The sequence below is a fragment of the Kitasatospora sp. SUK 42 genome, assembly GCF_015776785.2.
Taxonomy (GTDB): Bacteria; Actinomycetota; Actinomycetes; order Streptomycetales; family Streptomycetaceae; genus Kitasatospora.
Genome location: NZ_LFMD02000005.1, coordinates 398,745 through 413,243 on the forward strand (window position 1 = coordinate 398,745; position 14,499 = coordinate 413,243).

At 72.7% G+C, this 14,499-nt stretch carries 13 protein-coding genes; 8 read left to right on the top strand and 5 right to left on the bottom strand.

The features are described 5' to 3' along the window. Positions 1–275: 275 nt before the first annotated feature. From RZ50_RS20385 to RZ50_RS20395, 3 genes are all read left to right on the top strand, one after another. On the top strand, positions 276–1,946 hold the full coding sequence (locus RZ50_RS20385; RefSeq protein ID WP_217680675.1) for an NRAMP family divalent metal transporter: 1,671 nt from the start codon (positions 276–278) through the stop codon (positions 1,944–1,946). An 85-nt stretch (positions 1,947–2,031) separates the two neighbouring features. Then, complete coding sequence (locus RZ50_RS20390) at positions 2,032–2,766, top strand: MgtC/SapB family protein (protein ID WP_196949026.1); 735 nt, start codon at positions 2,032–2,034, stop codon at positions 2,764–2,766. Between the two features lie 46 nt (positions 2,767–2,812). Continuing rightward, positions 2,813–3,490, top strand: a complete 678-nt coding sequence (locus RZ50_RS20395) for a YoaK family protein (RefSeq protein WP_196949025.1) — start codon at positions 2,813–2,815, stop codon at positions 3,488–3,490. 51 nt (positions 3,491–3,541) lie between these two features. On the opposite strand, the gene RZ50_RS20400 is transcribed toward RZ50_RS20395, so the two are convergent. After that, positions 3,542–4,138: a DUF3592 domain-containing protein gene (locus RZ50_RS20400; RefSeq protein ID WP_196949024.1), complete on the bottom strand. Its 597-nt coding sequence runs from the start codon at positions 4,136–4,138 to the stop codon at positions 3,542–3,544. Positions 4,139–4,557: 419 nt separating this feature from the next. On the opposite strand from RZ50_RS20400, the gene RZ50_RS20405 reads away from it, so the two are divergent. The 3 genes from RZ50_RS20405 to RZ50_RS20415 are packed head-to-tail and all read left to right on the top strand — an operon-like array spanning position 4,558 to position 7,996. Next, positions 4,558–5,082 (top strand): PadR family transcriptional regulator, encoded by a 525-nt coding sequence (locus tag RZ50_RS20405; RefSeq protein WP_196949023.1) that lies wholly within the window; start codon positions 4,558–4,560, stop codon positions 5,080–5,082. Next, entirely contained in the window at positions 5,079–5,765 is a 687-nt protein-coding gene (locus tag RZ50_RS20410) for an ABC transporter ATP-binding protein (protein WP_196949022.1), read from the top strand. Before RZ50_RS20405 ends, RZ50_RS20410 begins: the two co-directional genes overlap by 4 nt. Then, positions 5,762–7,996 (top strand): FtsX-like permease family protein, encoded by a 2,235-nt coding sequence (locus RZ50_RS20415; protein ID WP_196949021.1) that lies wholly within the window; start codon positions 5,762–5,764, stop codon positions 7,994–7,996. The genes RZ50_RS20410 and RZ50_RS20415 overlap by 4 nt, the downstream gene beginning before the upstream one ends. 30 nt (positions 7,997–8,026) lie before the next feature. Here the strand turns inward: RZ50_RS20415 and RZ50_RS20420 are convergent, their stop codons facing one another. Continuing rightward, positions 8,027–8,500, bottom strand: a complete 474-nt coding sequence (locus RZ50_RS20420) for an NUDIX hydrolase (protein ID WP_196949020.1) — start codon at positions 8,498–8,500, stop codon at positions 8,027–8,029. A 21-nt stretch (positions 8,501–8,521) separates the two neighbouring features. Further along, a complete protein-coding gene (locus tag RZ50_RS20425) occupies positions 8,522–10,024 on the bottom strand; it encodes an SDR family NAD(P)-dependent oxidoreductase (protein ID WP_308272010.1) in 1,503 nt (500 codons plus the stop codon). A gap of 317 nt (positions 10,025–10,341) precedes the next feature. Between RZ50_RS20425 and RZ50_RS20430 the strand changes: the two genes are divergently transcribed. Next, positions 10,342–11,781: a GuaB1 family IMP dehydrogenase-related protein gene (locus RZ50_RS20430; RefSeq protein ID WP_196949019.1), complete on the top strand. Its 1,440-nt coding sequence runs from the start codon at positions 10,342–10,344 to the stop codon at positions 11,779–11,781. Positions 11,782–11,836: 55 nt separating this feature from the next. Here RZ50_RS20430 and RZ50_RS20435 read toward each other — a convergent pair whose 3' ends face one another. Beyond that, entirely contained in the window at positions 11,837–12,628 is a 792-nt protein-coding gene (locus RZ50_RS20435) for a DUF5995 family protein (RefSeq protein ID WP_254802886.1), read from the bottom strand. Positions 12,629–12,803: 175 nt separating this feature from the next. Here RZ50_RS20435 and RZ50_RS20440 point away from each other — a divergent pair, with 175 nt between their 5' ends. Next, positions 12,804–13,640, top strand: a complete 837-nt coding sequence (locus RZ50_RS20440) for a poly-gamma-glutamate hydrolase family protein (RefSeq protein ID WP_254802968.1) — start codon at positions 12,804–12,806, stop codon at positions 13,638–13,640. Between the two features lie 75 nt (positions 13,641–13,715). Here the strand turns inward: RZ50_RS20440 and RZ50_RS20445 are convergent, their stop codons facing one another. After that, positions 13,716–14,105, bottom strand: a complete 390-nt coding sequence (locus RZ50_RS20445) for a DUF3224 domain-containing protein (RefSeq protein ID WP_196950768.1) — start codon at positions 14,103–14,105, stop codon at positions 13,716–13,718. Positions 14,106–14,499: the final 394 nt, after the last annotated feature.

Below are 14,499 nucleotides of genomic sequence, written 5' to 3' on the forward strand. Positions count from 1 at the left end.
ACATGGACTGCAGTAGTCCGGGCCACAGTTGCCCCTACCCCCGCATGCTCTCGAACACCTCCGGCACGCGGTAACAACCTTCCCTGCGCGTTCACCCGGCGCTTCGTCCTGCGCTCAACCATGCCTCGACGCAAGCCGCCTGACGCATCGTCATGTCCGTACGGCCGCCGCCGCTCAGCGTCGCCGTGCGGAGTGGATGCCATGCGCCCGCAGGGAGGATCGCTGCTGCGTGCCCCCTGTCGCCCTCTCCAGAAGGAGGGCAGGGAGGCCCCGCCATGACCAACGTGACGCTGAACCCCAAGGTTCCCGCCGCCCCCACCGCTCCCATCGCCGCCGCCCAGTCCGCCGTGCTCGACGACGCCCACGTCGGCGACATCAAGGGCGCGCTCGGCACCATCAGGCTCGACGACACGACCCCCCGCCACGGCCTCTCCGCCCGCCTCAAGACCCTGCTCGCGATCATCGGCCCCGGCCTGATCGTGATGGTCGGCGACAACGACGCGGGCGCCTTCTCCACCTACGGCCAGGCCGGTCAGAACTACGGCACCCAGCTGCTGTGGACCCTGCTCATGCTGGTCCCCGTCCTGTACGTCAACCAGGAGATGGTGCTGCGCCTGGGCGCCGTCACCGGCGTCGGGCACGCCCGGCTGATCCTGGAGCGCTTCGGCAAGTTCTGGGGCGCGTTCAGCGTCATCGACCTGTTCCTGCTCAACGCGCTCACCCTGGTCACCGAGTTCATCGGCGTCACGCTGGCGGCCGGGTACCTGGGCCTGCCGAAGGTCGCCTCGGTCGTCCTGGCGGCGGCGATCATCATCGCCTCGGCCTTCACCGGCTCCTTCCAGCGCTTCGAGCGCGTGGCGGTGACGCTGTGCGTGGGCTCGCTGCTGCTGGTGCCGATCTACTTCATGATCCACCCCAGGACCTCGCAGATGGCCCACGACTTCGTGGTGCCGAGCATGCCGGGCGGCTCCGGCCAGCTCGCGGCGGTCATGCTGGTGATCACCTCCATCGTGGGCACCACCGTGGCCCCGTGGCAGCTGTTCTTCCAGCAGTCGTACGTCATCGACAAGCGGATCACCCCGCGTTTCATGAAGTACGAGAAGGTCGACCTGTGGATCGGCATCGTGATCGTGATCGTCGGTGCCGCCGCGATGATCGGCTTCACCGCCGCGGCCTTCGCGGGCACCGACGGCTTCGGCCAGTTCTCCGACGCCGCCGCCGTGGCCAAGGGCATCGAGGACAAGGCGGGCCACCTGGCGGGCATCCTCTTCGCCATCGCGCTGCTGGACGCCTCGATCATCGGCGCCTTCGCGGTCTCGCTCTCCACGGCCTACGCGATCGGCGACGTCTTCGGGATCAAGCACTCGCTGCACCGCGGGGTCAAGGGTGCCAAGGGCTTCTACGCGGTCTACGCCGGTCTGGTGGCGGTCGCCGCGGCGATCACCCTGCTGTCGAACGGCTACACCCAGGGCCTGATGACCCAGTTCGTCCAGGTGCTGGCCGGTGTGCTGCTGCCCTCGGCGACGGTGTTCCTGCTGCTGCTCTGCAACGACAAGGCCGTGCTCGGCCCCTGGGTCAACGGCCCCAAGACCAACGCCTTCACCTCCGCGGTCGTCGGCGTGCTGGTCATGCTGTCCCTGATCCTCACGGCGGCCGTGGTCTGGCCGGACATCAGCTCGGCGGCGATCCTCTGGATCATGGCCGGCTGCGGCGTGACCGGGGTGCTCGTCGCCGGGTACTTCTTCACCGCCGGCCGCCGGGGCACCAAGGAGGACCCGATCGACCGCACCGGCCGGGAGGAGTGGCGGATGCCCCCGCTGGAGACCCTCGCCAAGCCGGTGATGTCCACCGCGCGCAAGGTCGGCATGGGCGCCCTGCGCGCCTACCTGCTGATCGCGATGATCATGGTCATCATCAAGGTCGTCCAGACCGCGCTCAACCACTGAGCCACCGATCACAGCCCGTACGGACGGGTGGTGGGCAGCGGCTCGCCACCCGTCCGTTCCCTTCTCCCGTGAAGGAGGTGCCGCCGTGCACACCCTGACCACCGTCGACTTCCTGGTCCGGCTCGCCACCGGCATCGCCTGCGGCGCGCTGATCGGCGTCGAGCGCCAGTGGCGGGCCCGGATGGCCGGCCTGCGCACCAACGCCCTGGTCGCCGCCGGAGCCACCCTGTTCGTGCTGTACAGCGAGGTCGTCGGCGACACCGGCAGCCCCACCCGGGTCGCCTCGTACGTCGTCTCCGGCATCGGCTTCCTCGGCGGTGGCGTCATCCTGCGCGACGGCGCCGGCGTGCGCGGCCTCAACACCGCCGCCACGCTGTGGTGCTCGGCCGCCGTCGGGGTGCTGGCCGCCTCCGGCAAGCTGGAGCTGGCCGGCCTCGGCACGCTCGCCGTGCTCGTCGTCCACCTGGTGCTGCGCCCGGCCGGCCGACTGCTCGACCGGGCCCCGCAGTCCGGCAGCGACCCGGACTCCACCAGCCGGGCCACCGTCCACCTGGAGTGCGACCGCAAGGCCGAAACCCACATCCGCGCCCTGCTGCTCCAGGCGCTGGCCGCCTCCGGCCTCGCCCCCACCGGCCTGCGCGCCCGCCGCACCGAGCAGGGCGACGCCACCAACCTGCGGGCCACCGTCTCCATCACCGGCCAGGTGACCCCCGCGCTGGAGCAGGTCGTCACCCGGCTGTCGCTGGAGCCGGGCGTGCGCGACCTGCACTGGCACCTGGACGACGATTCCGACGAGCAGGGCAACACCGCGCTGGCCTGAGGGAGTAGAACGGAGGGGCCGTCATTCGACTCCACCGGGAGGCCCGATGCTGAAACCCGACCCCAGGCACGGGCCGCTGGTGCCGATGCTGCTGGTGCTGACCGTGGTCACCGGAGTGGTGGACGCGGTCAGCTACCTCGAACTCGGCCACGTCTTCGTCGCCAACATGACCGGCAACGTGGTGTTCCTCGGCTTCGCCCTGGCTGGCGCGGCGAACCTCTCCGCCACCGCCTCGCTGGCCGCCCTCGCAGCCTTCGTGCTCGGCGCCATGGCGGGCGGCCACCTCTCCCGGCGCCTGCCCGGCCACCGGGGCCACCTGCTGACCGCGGCCGTCGCCGTCCAATCGGTGCTGGTCGCCGTGAGCACCGTCCTGGCGGCCGTCGCCGGGCACGCCTCCGACCCCGCCCGCTACACCCTGATCGGGCTGCTCGGCTTCGCCATGGGTGGGCAGAACGCGGTGGTCCGCTCCCTCAAGGTCCCCGACCTCACCACCACCGTGCTCACCATGACCATCACGGCCCTCGCCGCGGACCGCAGCGGCCCCCGCCGACTCGCCTCCGCCGTCTGGATGTTCGCCGGGGCGCTGGTCGGCGCACTCCTCGTGCTCCACACCGGCGTCCCCACGGCGCTCGCCCTGGCGCTCGTCCTCCTCGTCGGGGTCGCCGTCCTCACCTACAACGCCGCCAGGCGGACCCCGGCGCCGGGCTGGACCGAGCCGCTCTGAGGCCGGCCAGGGCCTGTCCGGCAAAGATCCGCCGGACAGTGCCTAGCGGTTTCACTCCTCCCCGCGGTGTCCCGCGCGGCCGCTCCAGAGCGGTTCGAGCCGGGCCCAGGCGGTGGCCCAGGCGGCCTCGGCGCGGCGATCGAGCGCGTGGAGGCGGATCCGGAGGACGAGGACGAGGGCCGCGAGCAGGACGAGGAGGCCGCCGGCGCCGGTGCAGGCGGCCGACACCGCGAGGGCGGCGCGGTTGGCCGGGGGAGCGGTCGCGTTGCCGTCGGGGTCGACCCAGACCGGGACGACGGCGCCGGGGAGGGCCGTGCGCGGGGCCTGGACGGTGCCGGTGTGCGCGGTGCCCCCGGGGTAGGTCCAGGAGGCCTCGACGTCGATTTGGCTGCTGTAGCCGCCGCCGAACCGGCCGCCGACGGTGGCGTTGTGGTCGGAGACGGTGCCGACGACGGCGTCGACCTGGCGCAGCCGGACCCGGTCGGTGTCGGCCTGGGGCGCGGTGGAGCGGAACAGGAGCAGGGCGCCGCCGACGGACAGGGCCGTGGCGAGCAGCCCGCCGAGGAGCGCGAGCAGCCAGGCCCGGGCGCGGGCCCGGTCGACAGGGCGGGCGAGCGCCTCGTGCCGGGCCCCGAGGGCCCGCCTCACCTGACGACCGGTTCGCCGCGGGAGCGACGCGGGCCTGGTCGGGCGGGGAGTGCTGTGCACGGTGAGGACTCCTCAGGGGCGCGGGCGCGTACGGGGTTTCGTTACCCAATCTCCACCCGGCGGACCCCTGCGCACAAGAGTCGTGCGCAGTCGTAGTACCGATGGTCCCTCACCCGGGACGTTCGACCCTCGGCAGCGGCGCCCCGTCCGGGCAGGCTGGAGTCCGGCCGCGCTTCCCGTGCCTGGGCGCGGCGGCGGCCCGGTTGACCGTGGGGGTGCCGGGCCCGGCTGTGGCGCAGGAGGCGATCGTGGGGGTCGCCTCCTGCCCGCCCGCCCGCGTGAGCCGTGATCGTCCCTGGTCATGGCCTTCTTCTCCCCGGGTATACACCCGGTGTATATCCCTGGTGTATGTTCCTTCCATGAGTGTTCCTTTGACCCTCCTCGGGCTGCTGGAGCGGGAGCCGAGCCACGGCTACGACCTCAAGCGCGACTACGACGCCTTCTTCGGGCGCGGCAAGCCCCTCCCGTACGGCCAGGTCTACTCGACCCTCGGCCGACTGGCCCGCGACGGCAAGGTGGTGGCCGGCGAGGCCGAGCCCGGCGACGGGCCCGAGCGCAAGCGCTACGTCATCACCGAGACGGGGGCGACCGAGTTCGAGACCTGGCTCCAGGAGCCCGTCGCTCCCGAACCCAACCTCCAGTCCGTGCTGTTCACCAAGGTCGTGCTGGCCCTGATGCTCGGCCGCGACGCCGAGCTGTACCTGGACACCCAGCGTGCCGCCCACCTGCGCCGGATGCGCGAACTCACCGAACTGCGCCGCGGCGGCGCCCTGGTGGACTCCCTGCTCGCCGACCACGGCCTGTTCCACCTCGACGCCGACCTGCGCTGGATCGACCTCACCGTGGCCCGGCTGGACGTGCTCGCCGCGGAGGTGCGCGGATGACCGCCGTGATCGAGGCCCGCGACATCGCCCTCGCCTTCGGCGAGACGCCCGCACTGCGCGGGGCCAGCCTGTCCGTCGAGGCCGGCGAGGTGCTCGCCATCATGGGCCCCAGCGGCTCGGGCAAGTCGACGTTACTCCACTGCCTGGCGGGCATCCTGGTGCCCGACGCGGGCGAGGTGCTGTTCAACGGGCGGCGCCTGGACACCATGAACGAGGCCCGGCGCAGCGCCCTGCGCCGGGACGAGTTCGGCTTCGTGTTCCAGTTCGGCCAACTGGTGCCGGAGTTGACGGCCGAGGAGAACGTCGCCCTGCCGCTGCTGCTGAACGGCGTGCGCCGCTCCGCCGCACTGGCCGAGGCCCGGCCCTGGTTCGCCCGGCTCGGCCTGGACGGCATGGAGCGCCGCCGCTCCGGCGAACTGTCCGGCGGTCAGGCGCAGCGGGTGGCCCTGGCCCGCGGTCTGGTGGCCCGTCCGAAGGTGCTGTTCGCCGACGAGCCGACCGGCGCGCTGGACTCGCTGACCGGCGAGCAGGTGATGGAGCTGATGGTCGGCTCGGCCCGCGAGCAGGGCACCACCGTCATCCTGGTCACCCACGAGGCCCGGGTCGCCGCCTACGCCGACCGCGAGGCCGTCGTGCGAGACGGCCAGGCCCGGGTGCTCTCCGTCGGATCGGTGGCCCCGTGATCGCCTTCTCGCTCCGGCTGGCCGTCAGCGGCGGCCGGGAGGCCCTGGCCCGGCTGGTGATGATCGCGGCGGCGGTCGCGATCGGGGTCGGGCTGCTGCTCTCGACGCTCGCCGGCATCCACGCGATCGACCGGTCCAACCAGCGGCAGCTCTGGATGAACACGGGGGTCAAGGGCGCCACCGCCGCGGCCCCGGTGGACCCGCTCCGGTGGGGCGCCCGGGGGGACTACTACCGGGGGAAGACCGTCTTCCGGGCCGATGTCGCCCCCACCGGGCCCACCTCGCCCGTCCCTCCCGGCCTGAGCAGGCTGCCGGCACCGGGCGAGTTCTACGCCTCGCCCGCCCTGGAGAAGCTGCTGCGCGACGTCCCGGCCGTCGAGCTGGGCGACCGCTTCCCGGGCCGGCTGGTCGGCACCCTCGGGAACGACGCCCTGCCCTCCCCGGACACCCTGGCGGTGGTCGTGGGCCGTACGGAGGACGAGGTCAAGGCCCTGCCGAGGGCCACCACCGTCACGAGCATCGCCACCGCCCTGCCGACCGACTGCGACAACGACTGCTTCGGCGCGGGCGTGCACGGCGACCGGATGGTCCTGGTGCTCACCGTGGTGGCCGGGGCGCTGATCTTCCCGGTGCTGATCTTCATCGGCACCGCGACCCGGCTGTCCGCCGCCACCCGGGAGCAGCGCTACGCCGCGATGCGCCTGGTGGGGGCCACACCGGGCCAGGTGTCGGTCATCTCGGCGGTGGAGTCCACGGTGGCCGCGGTGGCCGGCACCGTTCTCGGCTTCGGCCTGTACTTCGCACTGAGGCCCCTGATGGCGGACGTGCCGTTCACCGGCGACCGCTTCTTCATCGACGATCTGGGCGTCGGCCTCCCGCAGGTCGCCGGGGTGGTGCTGGGCGTACCGCTGGCGGCCGCGCTCGCCGCCCGGTTCGCGCTGCGCCGGGTCGCCATCTCGCCGCTCGGGGTCAGCCGCAGGGCCACCCCGAAGCCGCCCACCGCCTGGCGGGTGGTCCCGCTGCTGGCCGGTCTGGGCGAGCTGGGCTACTTCGTCGCGAACCCCCCGGCGAGCACCAGCACGCAGTCGGCGGGCTACCTCAGCGGCTTCGTGCTGGTGATGCTCGGCCTGGTGATCGCGGGGCCGTGGCTCACCATGGCGGCCTCCCGGCTCGTGGCCCGGCGGACCAGCCGTCCGGCCACGCTGATCGCGATGCGACGGCTGGGCGACGACCCGAGGACGGGCTTCCGCTCGGTCGCCGGCCTGGTGCTGGCCCTGTTCGTGACCACCGCGACGCTGGGCATCATGGGCAGCATCAACGCGAACATGAGCTCGCTCAACGGCGCTCAGGAGGTCCTCAAGGCCGTGGTGACCACCCCGATGGGCGGCCCGGAGAGTTCGCCGGCGGTCCCGGCGGTGCCCGACGATCTGGTGGCGCGGGCCCGGGCCGTCCCGGGCTTCGAGGGGATGGCACTGGTGCACGACAACCCGGCCGGGATCGGTGCGTACCAGTACGGCCGGGAGCGGATCGTGCCTCCCCTGGTGCGCTGTTCGGAACTCGCGCGGATTCCCGTGGCCGGCCACTGCGCGCCGGGGGCCGTCGTCGCGGCCGTCGACCGGAACGTGTTCCTGGACCTCCAGGCGAACACCGACAAGGAGTGGCCGGCGGCGCCGATCTCCGCCGAGGAGGTCGCCGCCCTCCCGGTGCGGATGGTCTACGCGACCACCGACGGCTCCGCGTCCGCCAAGGAGCAGCTGCGGACGATCTTCAACCGGGAACTCCCGCGCTACGAGGCGCGGATGGCGCAGGACTGGAGCTCCCAGGCGCAGAAGAAGCTCCAGGGCTGGCGCCAGCTCGCGAACGTCGTCCTGCTGACCACCCTGCCGATCGCCGGGTGCAGCCTCGCGGTGAGCGTGGTGGCCGGACTCTCCGACCGCCGCCGCCCGTTCGCGATGCTGCGGCTGACCGGGGCACCGCTGCGGCTGCTGCAGCGGGTGCTCGGGCTGGAGAGCGCCCTGCCGCTGCTGGTGGTGTCGGCGATCGCGATCGGGACGGGCTTCGCCGCGGCGGCGATGTTCCTCAAGGCGCAGATGAAGTTCGACCTGGTGTCCCCGGGGGTGGGGTACTACGGGCTGACGGCCTTCGGACTGGTCGCCTCGCTCGGGATCATCGCCTCGACGCTGCCGCTGCTGAAGCGGATCACCGGGCCGGAGGCGGCCCGCAACGGCTGAGCGCGTTCAACCCGCCCCGTCGCCCGCGGATCAGCGGGTGACGGGGTAGCCGTGCGTCCCGTCCCGCCGTGCGCCGTCCAGCCCGGGAAGCCAGCTGCCGAGCACCAACCCGGACGGGTAGAACATCGGCTCGGGCAGCGCGTCCACCGGGAAGCGCTCCCAGCCGGCGCAGGCGTGCGGCTCGGTGACGACCGCCTCGGCCAGGCTCGGCGGGGCCAGCACGGCGGCGGTCAGCCGGGGCCGGCCGAGCTCGTGGTCGAGGTGCAGGGCGAGCACCCGCATCTCCTCGGCCGGCAGCACGATGCCGGTCTCCTCGGCGAGTTCGCGGGCCGCGGTCTGCTCGAAGGACTCGCCGAGGTCGACCTTGCCGCCGGGCAGGCTCCAGGTCGGCGGCTCGCCGGCCGTGATCCGGCGCCCGATCAGGACCCGGCCGTCCCCGGTGGGCACGATGATCCCGGCTCCGAGCAGCGGTGCGGTGGTCGCGGGCCGTGGTGCTGTGCTCAACTCGCCATCTCCTTCAGCCGGTCACCAGTTGGCGCGCTCGTAGTCCTTGAGGAAGCAGCCGTACAGGTCCTCGCCCGCCTCGCCGCGCACGATCGGGTCGTACACCCGGGCCGCGCCGTCGACCAGGTCGAGCGGGGCGTGGAAGCCCTCGTCGGCCAGGCGCATCTTGTCCGGGTGCGGACGCTCGTCGGTGATCCAGCCGGTGTCGACGGCGGTCATCAGGATGCCGTCGGTCTGGAACATCTCCTGCGCGCTGGTGCGGGTGAGCATGTTGAGCGCGGCCTTGGCCATGTTGGTGTGCGGGTGGCCGGCGCCCTTGTAGCCGCGGGAGAAGACGCCCTCCATCGCGGAGACGTTCACCACGTACTTGCGGCGGGAGGCGGAGGCGGCCATCGCCGGGCGCAGCCGGCTGATCAGGATGAACGGCGCGGTGGAGTTGCAGAGCTGGACCTCCAGCAGCTCCATCGGGCCGACCTCGGAGACGGTCTGCACCCAGCTGTTGGTGTCCGCGAGGTCGGGCACCAGGCCGCCGGCGTCGATCGCGGTGCCGGCCTCGATCCGGGCCGGGGTGGCGGAGCCGGTGACCAGCGCGAGCGAGGTGACGTCCTCGGCGGCCAGCCGCCGCCCCTCGCCGCTCGCCTGCTGGGGGAGGGCGGGCAGGTCGACGCTGCCGCTGTTGAAGCGGCCGATCGTGGTGGCCTGCGGGAGCTCGCCGGCCGGCAGCGGCGCGGACTCGGCGTTGACCAGCTCGCGGTAGGACTCCGGCGGGCGGCGCACGGTCTGCGCGGCGTTGTTGATCAGGATGTCCAGCGGGCCGTCGGCGGCGACCTCGTCCGCGAGGGCCAGCACCTGGGCCGGGTCGCGCAGGTCGATGCCGACGATCTTGAGGCGGTGGATCCACTCGGCGCTGTCCGGCATCGCCTTGAAGCGGCGGATCGCGTCGTTGGGGAAGCGGGTGGTGATGGTGGTGTGGGCGCCGTCGCGCAGCAGCATCAGCGCGATGTACATCCCGATCTTGGCCCGGCCGCCGGTCAGCAGCGCGCGCTTGCCGGTGAGGTCGGCCCGGGCGTCCCGACGGGCGCGGTTCTTGGCCGCGCAGTCCTGGCAGAGGTTGTGGTAGAAGGCGTCGACCTCGACGTACCGCTGCTTGCACGTGTAGCAGGAGCGCGGCCGCTCCAGGATGCCGGCGATCTCGGTGGTGGTGACGGTGGTCAGGCCGAAGGCGCCGGCCGTCTCGTCGTCGATCCGGGTGGGGGCGCCGGTGGCGGTGCGGGCGGTGACCGCGCGGTCGTTGGCGGTCTTGCGGGCCCGGGTCTCCTGGCGGCGGCGCTGCTTGAGGGTCCGGAATATGCCCCCGACGGCCTTGCGGACGGTGATCGCGTCCGGGTGGTCGACGTGCAGTTCGTCGAGCTCGGCGAGCACCTCCAGGCAGAGCCTCAGCCGCTCGGGGTCGAGGCCGGGACCGTGGTCGACCTCCTCCTCGGTGCCCTCGACCCGGTCCTGCTCGATGTCAATCTGCTCGATGCCCACGCCTGCTGCCGCTTTCCCGTTCGCCACGCCCACACGCGTGAAGCCATGCCCGTTACCGCGTGAATGCTACGGGAGCGGTCGGGACCGGGGCGAAAGCCGGACGTCGGAGGGGGCCCTTGGACGATCCTCCATGTCTACGCGCGGAGCATTGATCATGGTTTGTGCACAGCACCAGCAATGCTCCTCGAACTGGCTTTTGCCCCTGCCCTCCCGGAGAATCGAACGCTGGGTGCCGGGCGCCCGAGTGCGCCCCGGCGGCATCGCCGCAACCGCACCCGAGGTGTAATTTCTCCCAGCCAGAGAGCCCCTTCATGCGTTTCCTGAACGACCTCAAGCCCTCGTACGACCTGACGTACGACGACGTCTTCATGGTCCCCAGCCGTTCCGCCGTGGGCTCCCGGCAGGGCGTCGACCTCTCGTCGAACGACGGCACCGGCACCACCATCCCGCTGGTCGTCGCCAACATGACCGCCATCGCGGGCCGCCGGATGGCCGAGACCGTCGCCCGCCGCGGCGGCCTGGTCGCCATCCCGCAGGACATCCCCACCGAGGTCATCGCCGAGGTCGTCTCCTGGGTCAAGCGGCGCCACCTGGTCTTCGACACCCCGATCACGCTCTCGCCCGGCGCCACCGTCGCCGAGGCGCTCTCCCTGCTGCACAAGCGCGCGCACGGCGCCGTCGTGGTGGTCGAGGACGGCAGGCCGGTCGGCGTGGTCACCGAGTCCGACTGCCAGGGCGTGGACCGCTTCACCAGCCTGGCCGACGTCATGTCCCGCGACCCGCTGGTGCTGGACGAGGGCATCGAGCCGCGGGCCGCCTTCGACCGGCTCTCCGAGGCGCACCGCAAGCTCGCCCCGGTGGTCGACGGCGAGGGCCGACTGGTCGGCATCCTCACCCGCAAGGGCGCGCTGCGCGCCACCCTCTACACCCCGGCCGTGGACGCCAACGGCAGGCTGCGGATCGCCGCCACCGTCGGCATCAACGGCGACGTCGCGGGCAAGGCCGCCGCGCTGATCGAGGCCGGCGCCGACGTGCTGGTGGTGGACACCGCGCACGGCCACCAGGAGTCCATGATCAACGCGCTGCGCGCCGTGCGCGGCCTGGACCCGAAGGTCCCGATCGTGGCCGGGAACGTGGTCTCCGCCGCCGGTGTCCGCGACCTGGTCGAGGCGGGTGCCGACATCCTCAAGGTCGGTGTCGGCCCGGGCGCCATGTGCACCACCCGGATGATGACCGGTGTCGGCCGCCCGCAGTTCTCCGCCGTCCTGGAGTGTGCCGCCGAGGCACGCCGGCTCGGTAGGCACGTCTGGGCCGACGGCGGCGTGCGGCACCCGCGCGACGTCGCCATGGCACTGGCCGCCGGCGCCTCCAACGTGATGATCGGCTCCTGGTTCGCCGGCACCTACGAGTCCCCGGGCGACCTCCAGACCGCCGCCGACGGCCGCCAGTACAAGGAGAGCTTCGGCATGGCCTCGGCCCGCGCGGTGAGCAACCGCACCGCCCAGGACTCCACGTACGACCGGGCCCGCAAGGCGCTGTTCGAGGAGGGCATCTCGCACTCCCGGATGTTCCTCGACCCGGCCCGCCCGGGCGTCGAGGACCTGATCGACTCGATCGTGGCCGGGGTCCGCAGCTCCTGCACCTACGCGGGCGCCGCCTCCCTGGAGGAGTTCCACGAGAAGGCGATCGTGGGCGTCCAGAGCGCGGCCGGCTACGCCGAGGGCAAGCCGCTGCACTCCAGCTGGGCCTGAGCGGGGCGGGCGCCCACGCCCGCGTCCGTTCCGTCGGCGGCCGTTCCCGCCGCTGCTACGGCCGCCGCTCGCCACCGCCGGCCGCCCGGCTCCTCGACTCGGGGAGCCGGGCGGCCGCCGCCAGGCCGCCGGGGTCCTGTTGCTCCTCCTCGCGAGGGCCGAGGGGGAGCAGCAGGGCGCGGCCGAGCAGCCCGACCGAGCCGTCCAGCGCGGCGGTGAACGCCCGGGCGGCGCCCGGCAGCCCGCGCAACTCCCAGAGCGCCCGCACCGCGGACCAGGCCCCCTCGCGGGCGGCCTCGACCGACCAGGTGCCGAGCCGGTGGGCGAGCGGCTCGGCCTGCTCCAGCAGGTCCGGCCCTCCGGGCAGCAACTGCTCCCGGACGGCCGACTCCACCTCGGCCAGCACCCCGTTGATCCGGTGGTAGTCCTCCTCGACCTCGCCGGGCTCGCAGCCCCGGCGGTGGCAGAGGTCCACCACGGCCAGCGGAAGGTCGTGCTGGATGTGGGCGTTCATTCCGGCCAACGCGAACTGGAGCGGGTGCACGCCCGGGTGGGCGCGCAGCGCGAACAGCGGCCGCCAGCAGGCGGGCGGCTCCTGCCCGGCCGCGTCGGCGGCCACGGCCAGCAGGTACCGTCCGGCGAACACCACGTCGAACTCGGCCATCGCCGACGGGTCGGTGAAGTACCCGGTGCCGAGCCGGTCGCGCACGGCCTCCGTGACGGTGAGGTAGAGCCGGTTGAAGACCGCCACCCCGTCGGCCGGGGGCAGGCCCGCCGCGAGCTCCCGCAGTCGGCCGGCCACCTCCTCGACCGTGGCCGGTGCAAGGATCGTCGCGGTACCGGGCATGCGCCACCCTCCGATGTCGGTCGTGCACTGATCGCATCATCGTGGCAGCGCGCTCGGATGCCCGGCGCGCACGGCGCGCGTCCGTCGAGGTGACATGGCGGAGGCCGTGTGCTTGCTCCGGCTTGGCCGTGACTTTGCTGTGACTCTACCCGTTCCCCACCTCCTGCCATGATCCCTGACCGTGATCAACCGTCGCTCCCTGATGACCGCGCTCGCCGCGGCCCCGGCCCTCGCGTCCATCGGCCTCTCGCTGCGGGGCACCCCCGCGTACGCCGCCGACCTCTACCCCTCCAACACGGCGCTCTACACGGACCCGGCCCTGGTCGAGGGCGTGGACTACGGTCGCCGCTACCGCCGGCACCTGATCGACGACCAGAGCCCGCAGAGCCGTACGGCGCTCGTCCGGACCACCGTCATCGCCCCGCACGGCGGCGGCATCGAGGGCGGGACCTCCGAACTGTGCCTGTCCATCGCCGGCTACCACCCGGCCGACCTCGCCCCGACGCCGACCGCCGGGCCGGTGTACGACTTCTGGATGTTCGAGGGCCTGCGCGCCTCCAACAACAGCGCGCTGCACGTCACCTCGACCCACTGCGACGACGGCGTCGCCCGCGCGCTGTGTGGTGGCAGCTCCAACGTGCTGTCGCTGCACGGCTGCACCCCCGCCCAGGCCGGCCTGGAGGCCGGGGCCCAGGCCGTGCTGGTCGGCGGGCTGAACTCCACCTTCCGCCAGTACCTGATGGAGGAGTTCGCCGCGGCGGGCATCCGGGCCGTGACCGCCTCCGGCGAGGAGGAGATCGCCGGCATCTCCCCGGAGAACATCTGCAACCGCAGCCTGCTCGGGATGGGTGCCCAGCTGGAGATGACCACCGACCTGCGGGCCGCGATGTTCGCCCCGGGCAAGAACACCCGGGCCGACCGGGCGGCCAACACCCTGCCGCTGTTCTGGAGCTTCACGACCGCGGTCCGGACCGCGGTCCGGCGGCTGGAGGCGACGCAGCCCGTCCTCTGAGCCGCCGACGGCGTTGACCGTCGGCGGTGACCGTTGGCGGTGACCGGATCCCGGCCGTGCGCCCCGCGGCCGGGATCAGCCCAGCTCGTACGCCAGGACGTAGGTGTGGGTGCCGGACCCGTCGATGGTCAGGCGGAACTCCCCAGTGATCCCGGCCAGTTCGCCCGTCCCCGTGCCCGGCACCACGCGTATCGTCACCCCGGTGGTGTCCCAGGCCGCGTGCTGGAGCACGAACGACCCCTTGCGGCCGTCCAGTTCGCCCGTCACCTGCTCCACCGCGACGTACGACGCCGGCTCGCCGGACGGGCCCCCGACGGAGAGCATCCGGACCTCGCCGCTGCCGCTCAGCCCGCCCGTGAAGGCCTTGGTGATCCGGACCCGCCCGAAGGAGGCGCCCTCACGCTCCTCCGTCTCCACCGGCTCGAACGCCGTCACCTCGAACGACCCGCTCGCCTCGAACCCCACGGCACGCTCCCCTCGTCGGTCGACCCCATGGTCGACACTCCACCGACCGTGTGCGAAGCCTCGCACACGCCACTGACATTGATGCTGGTACTCAGGTTCCGGTGGTCGTGGCTCGGCCACTGACTGACGTCCTGCTGGACTGTCCTCGGGTTGTTCTGTCCGGCCGCCGGGACCTGTTCTCACGGCACCGGCCGGGCGGAACATGACCTGATAGGAGCTTGGTCCAGAAGCCCCTTCAATGTCCTGTCTGCTCCACCCGGCCGGCGCCGACCTCCGGCTAGGGAAGGCATCATCAGCATGACAGCAGCGGTCGTCGGACACACCGCGGGCCAGGACGTGTTCGGCGGGGTCGACTCCCACACCGACACCCTCCACATCGCCGTGATCAGCGACA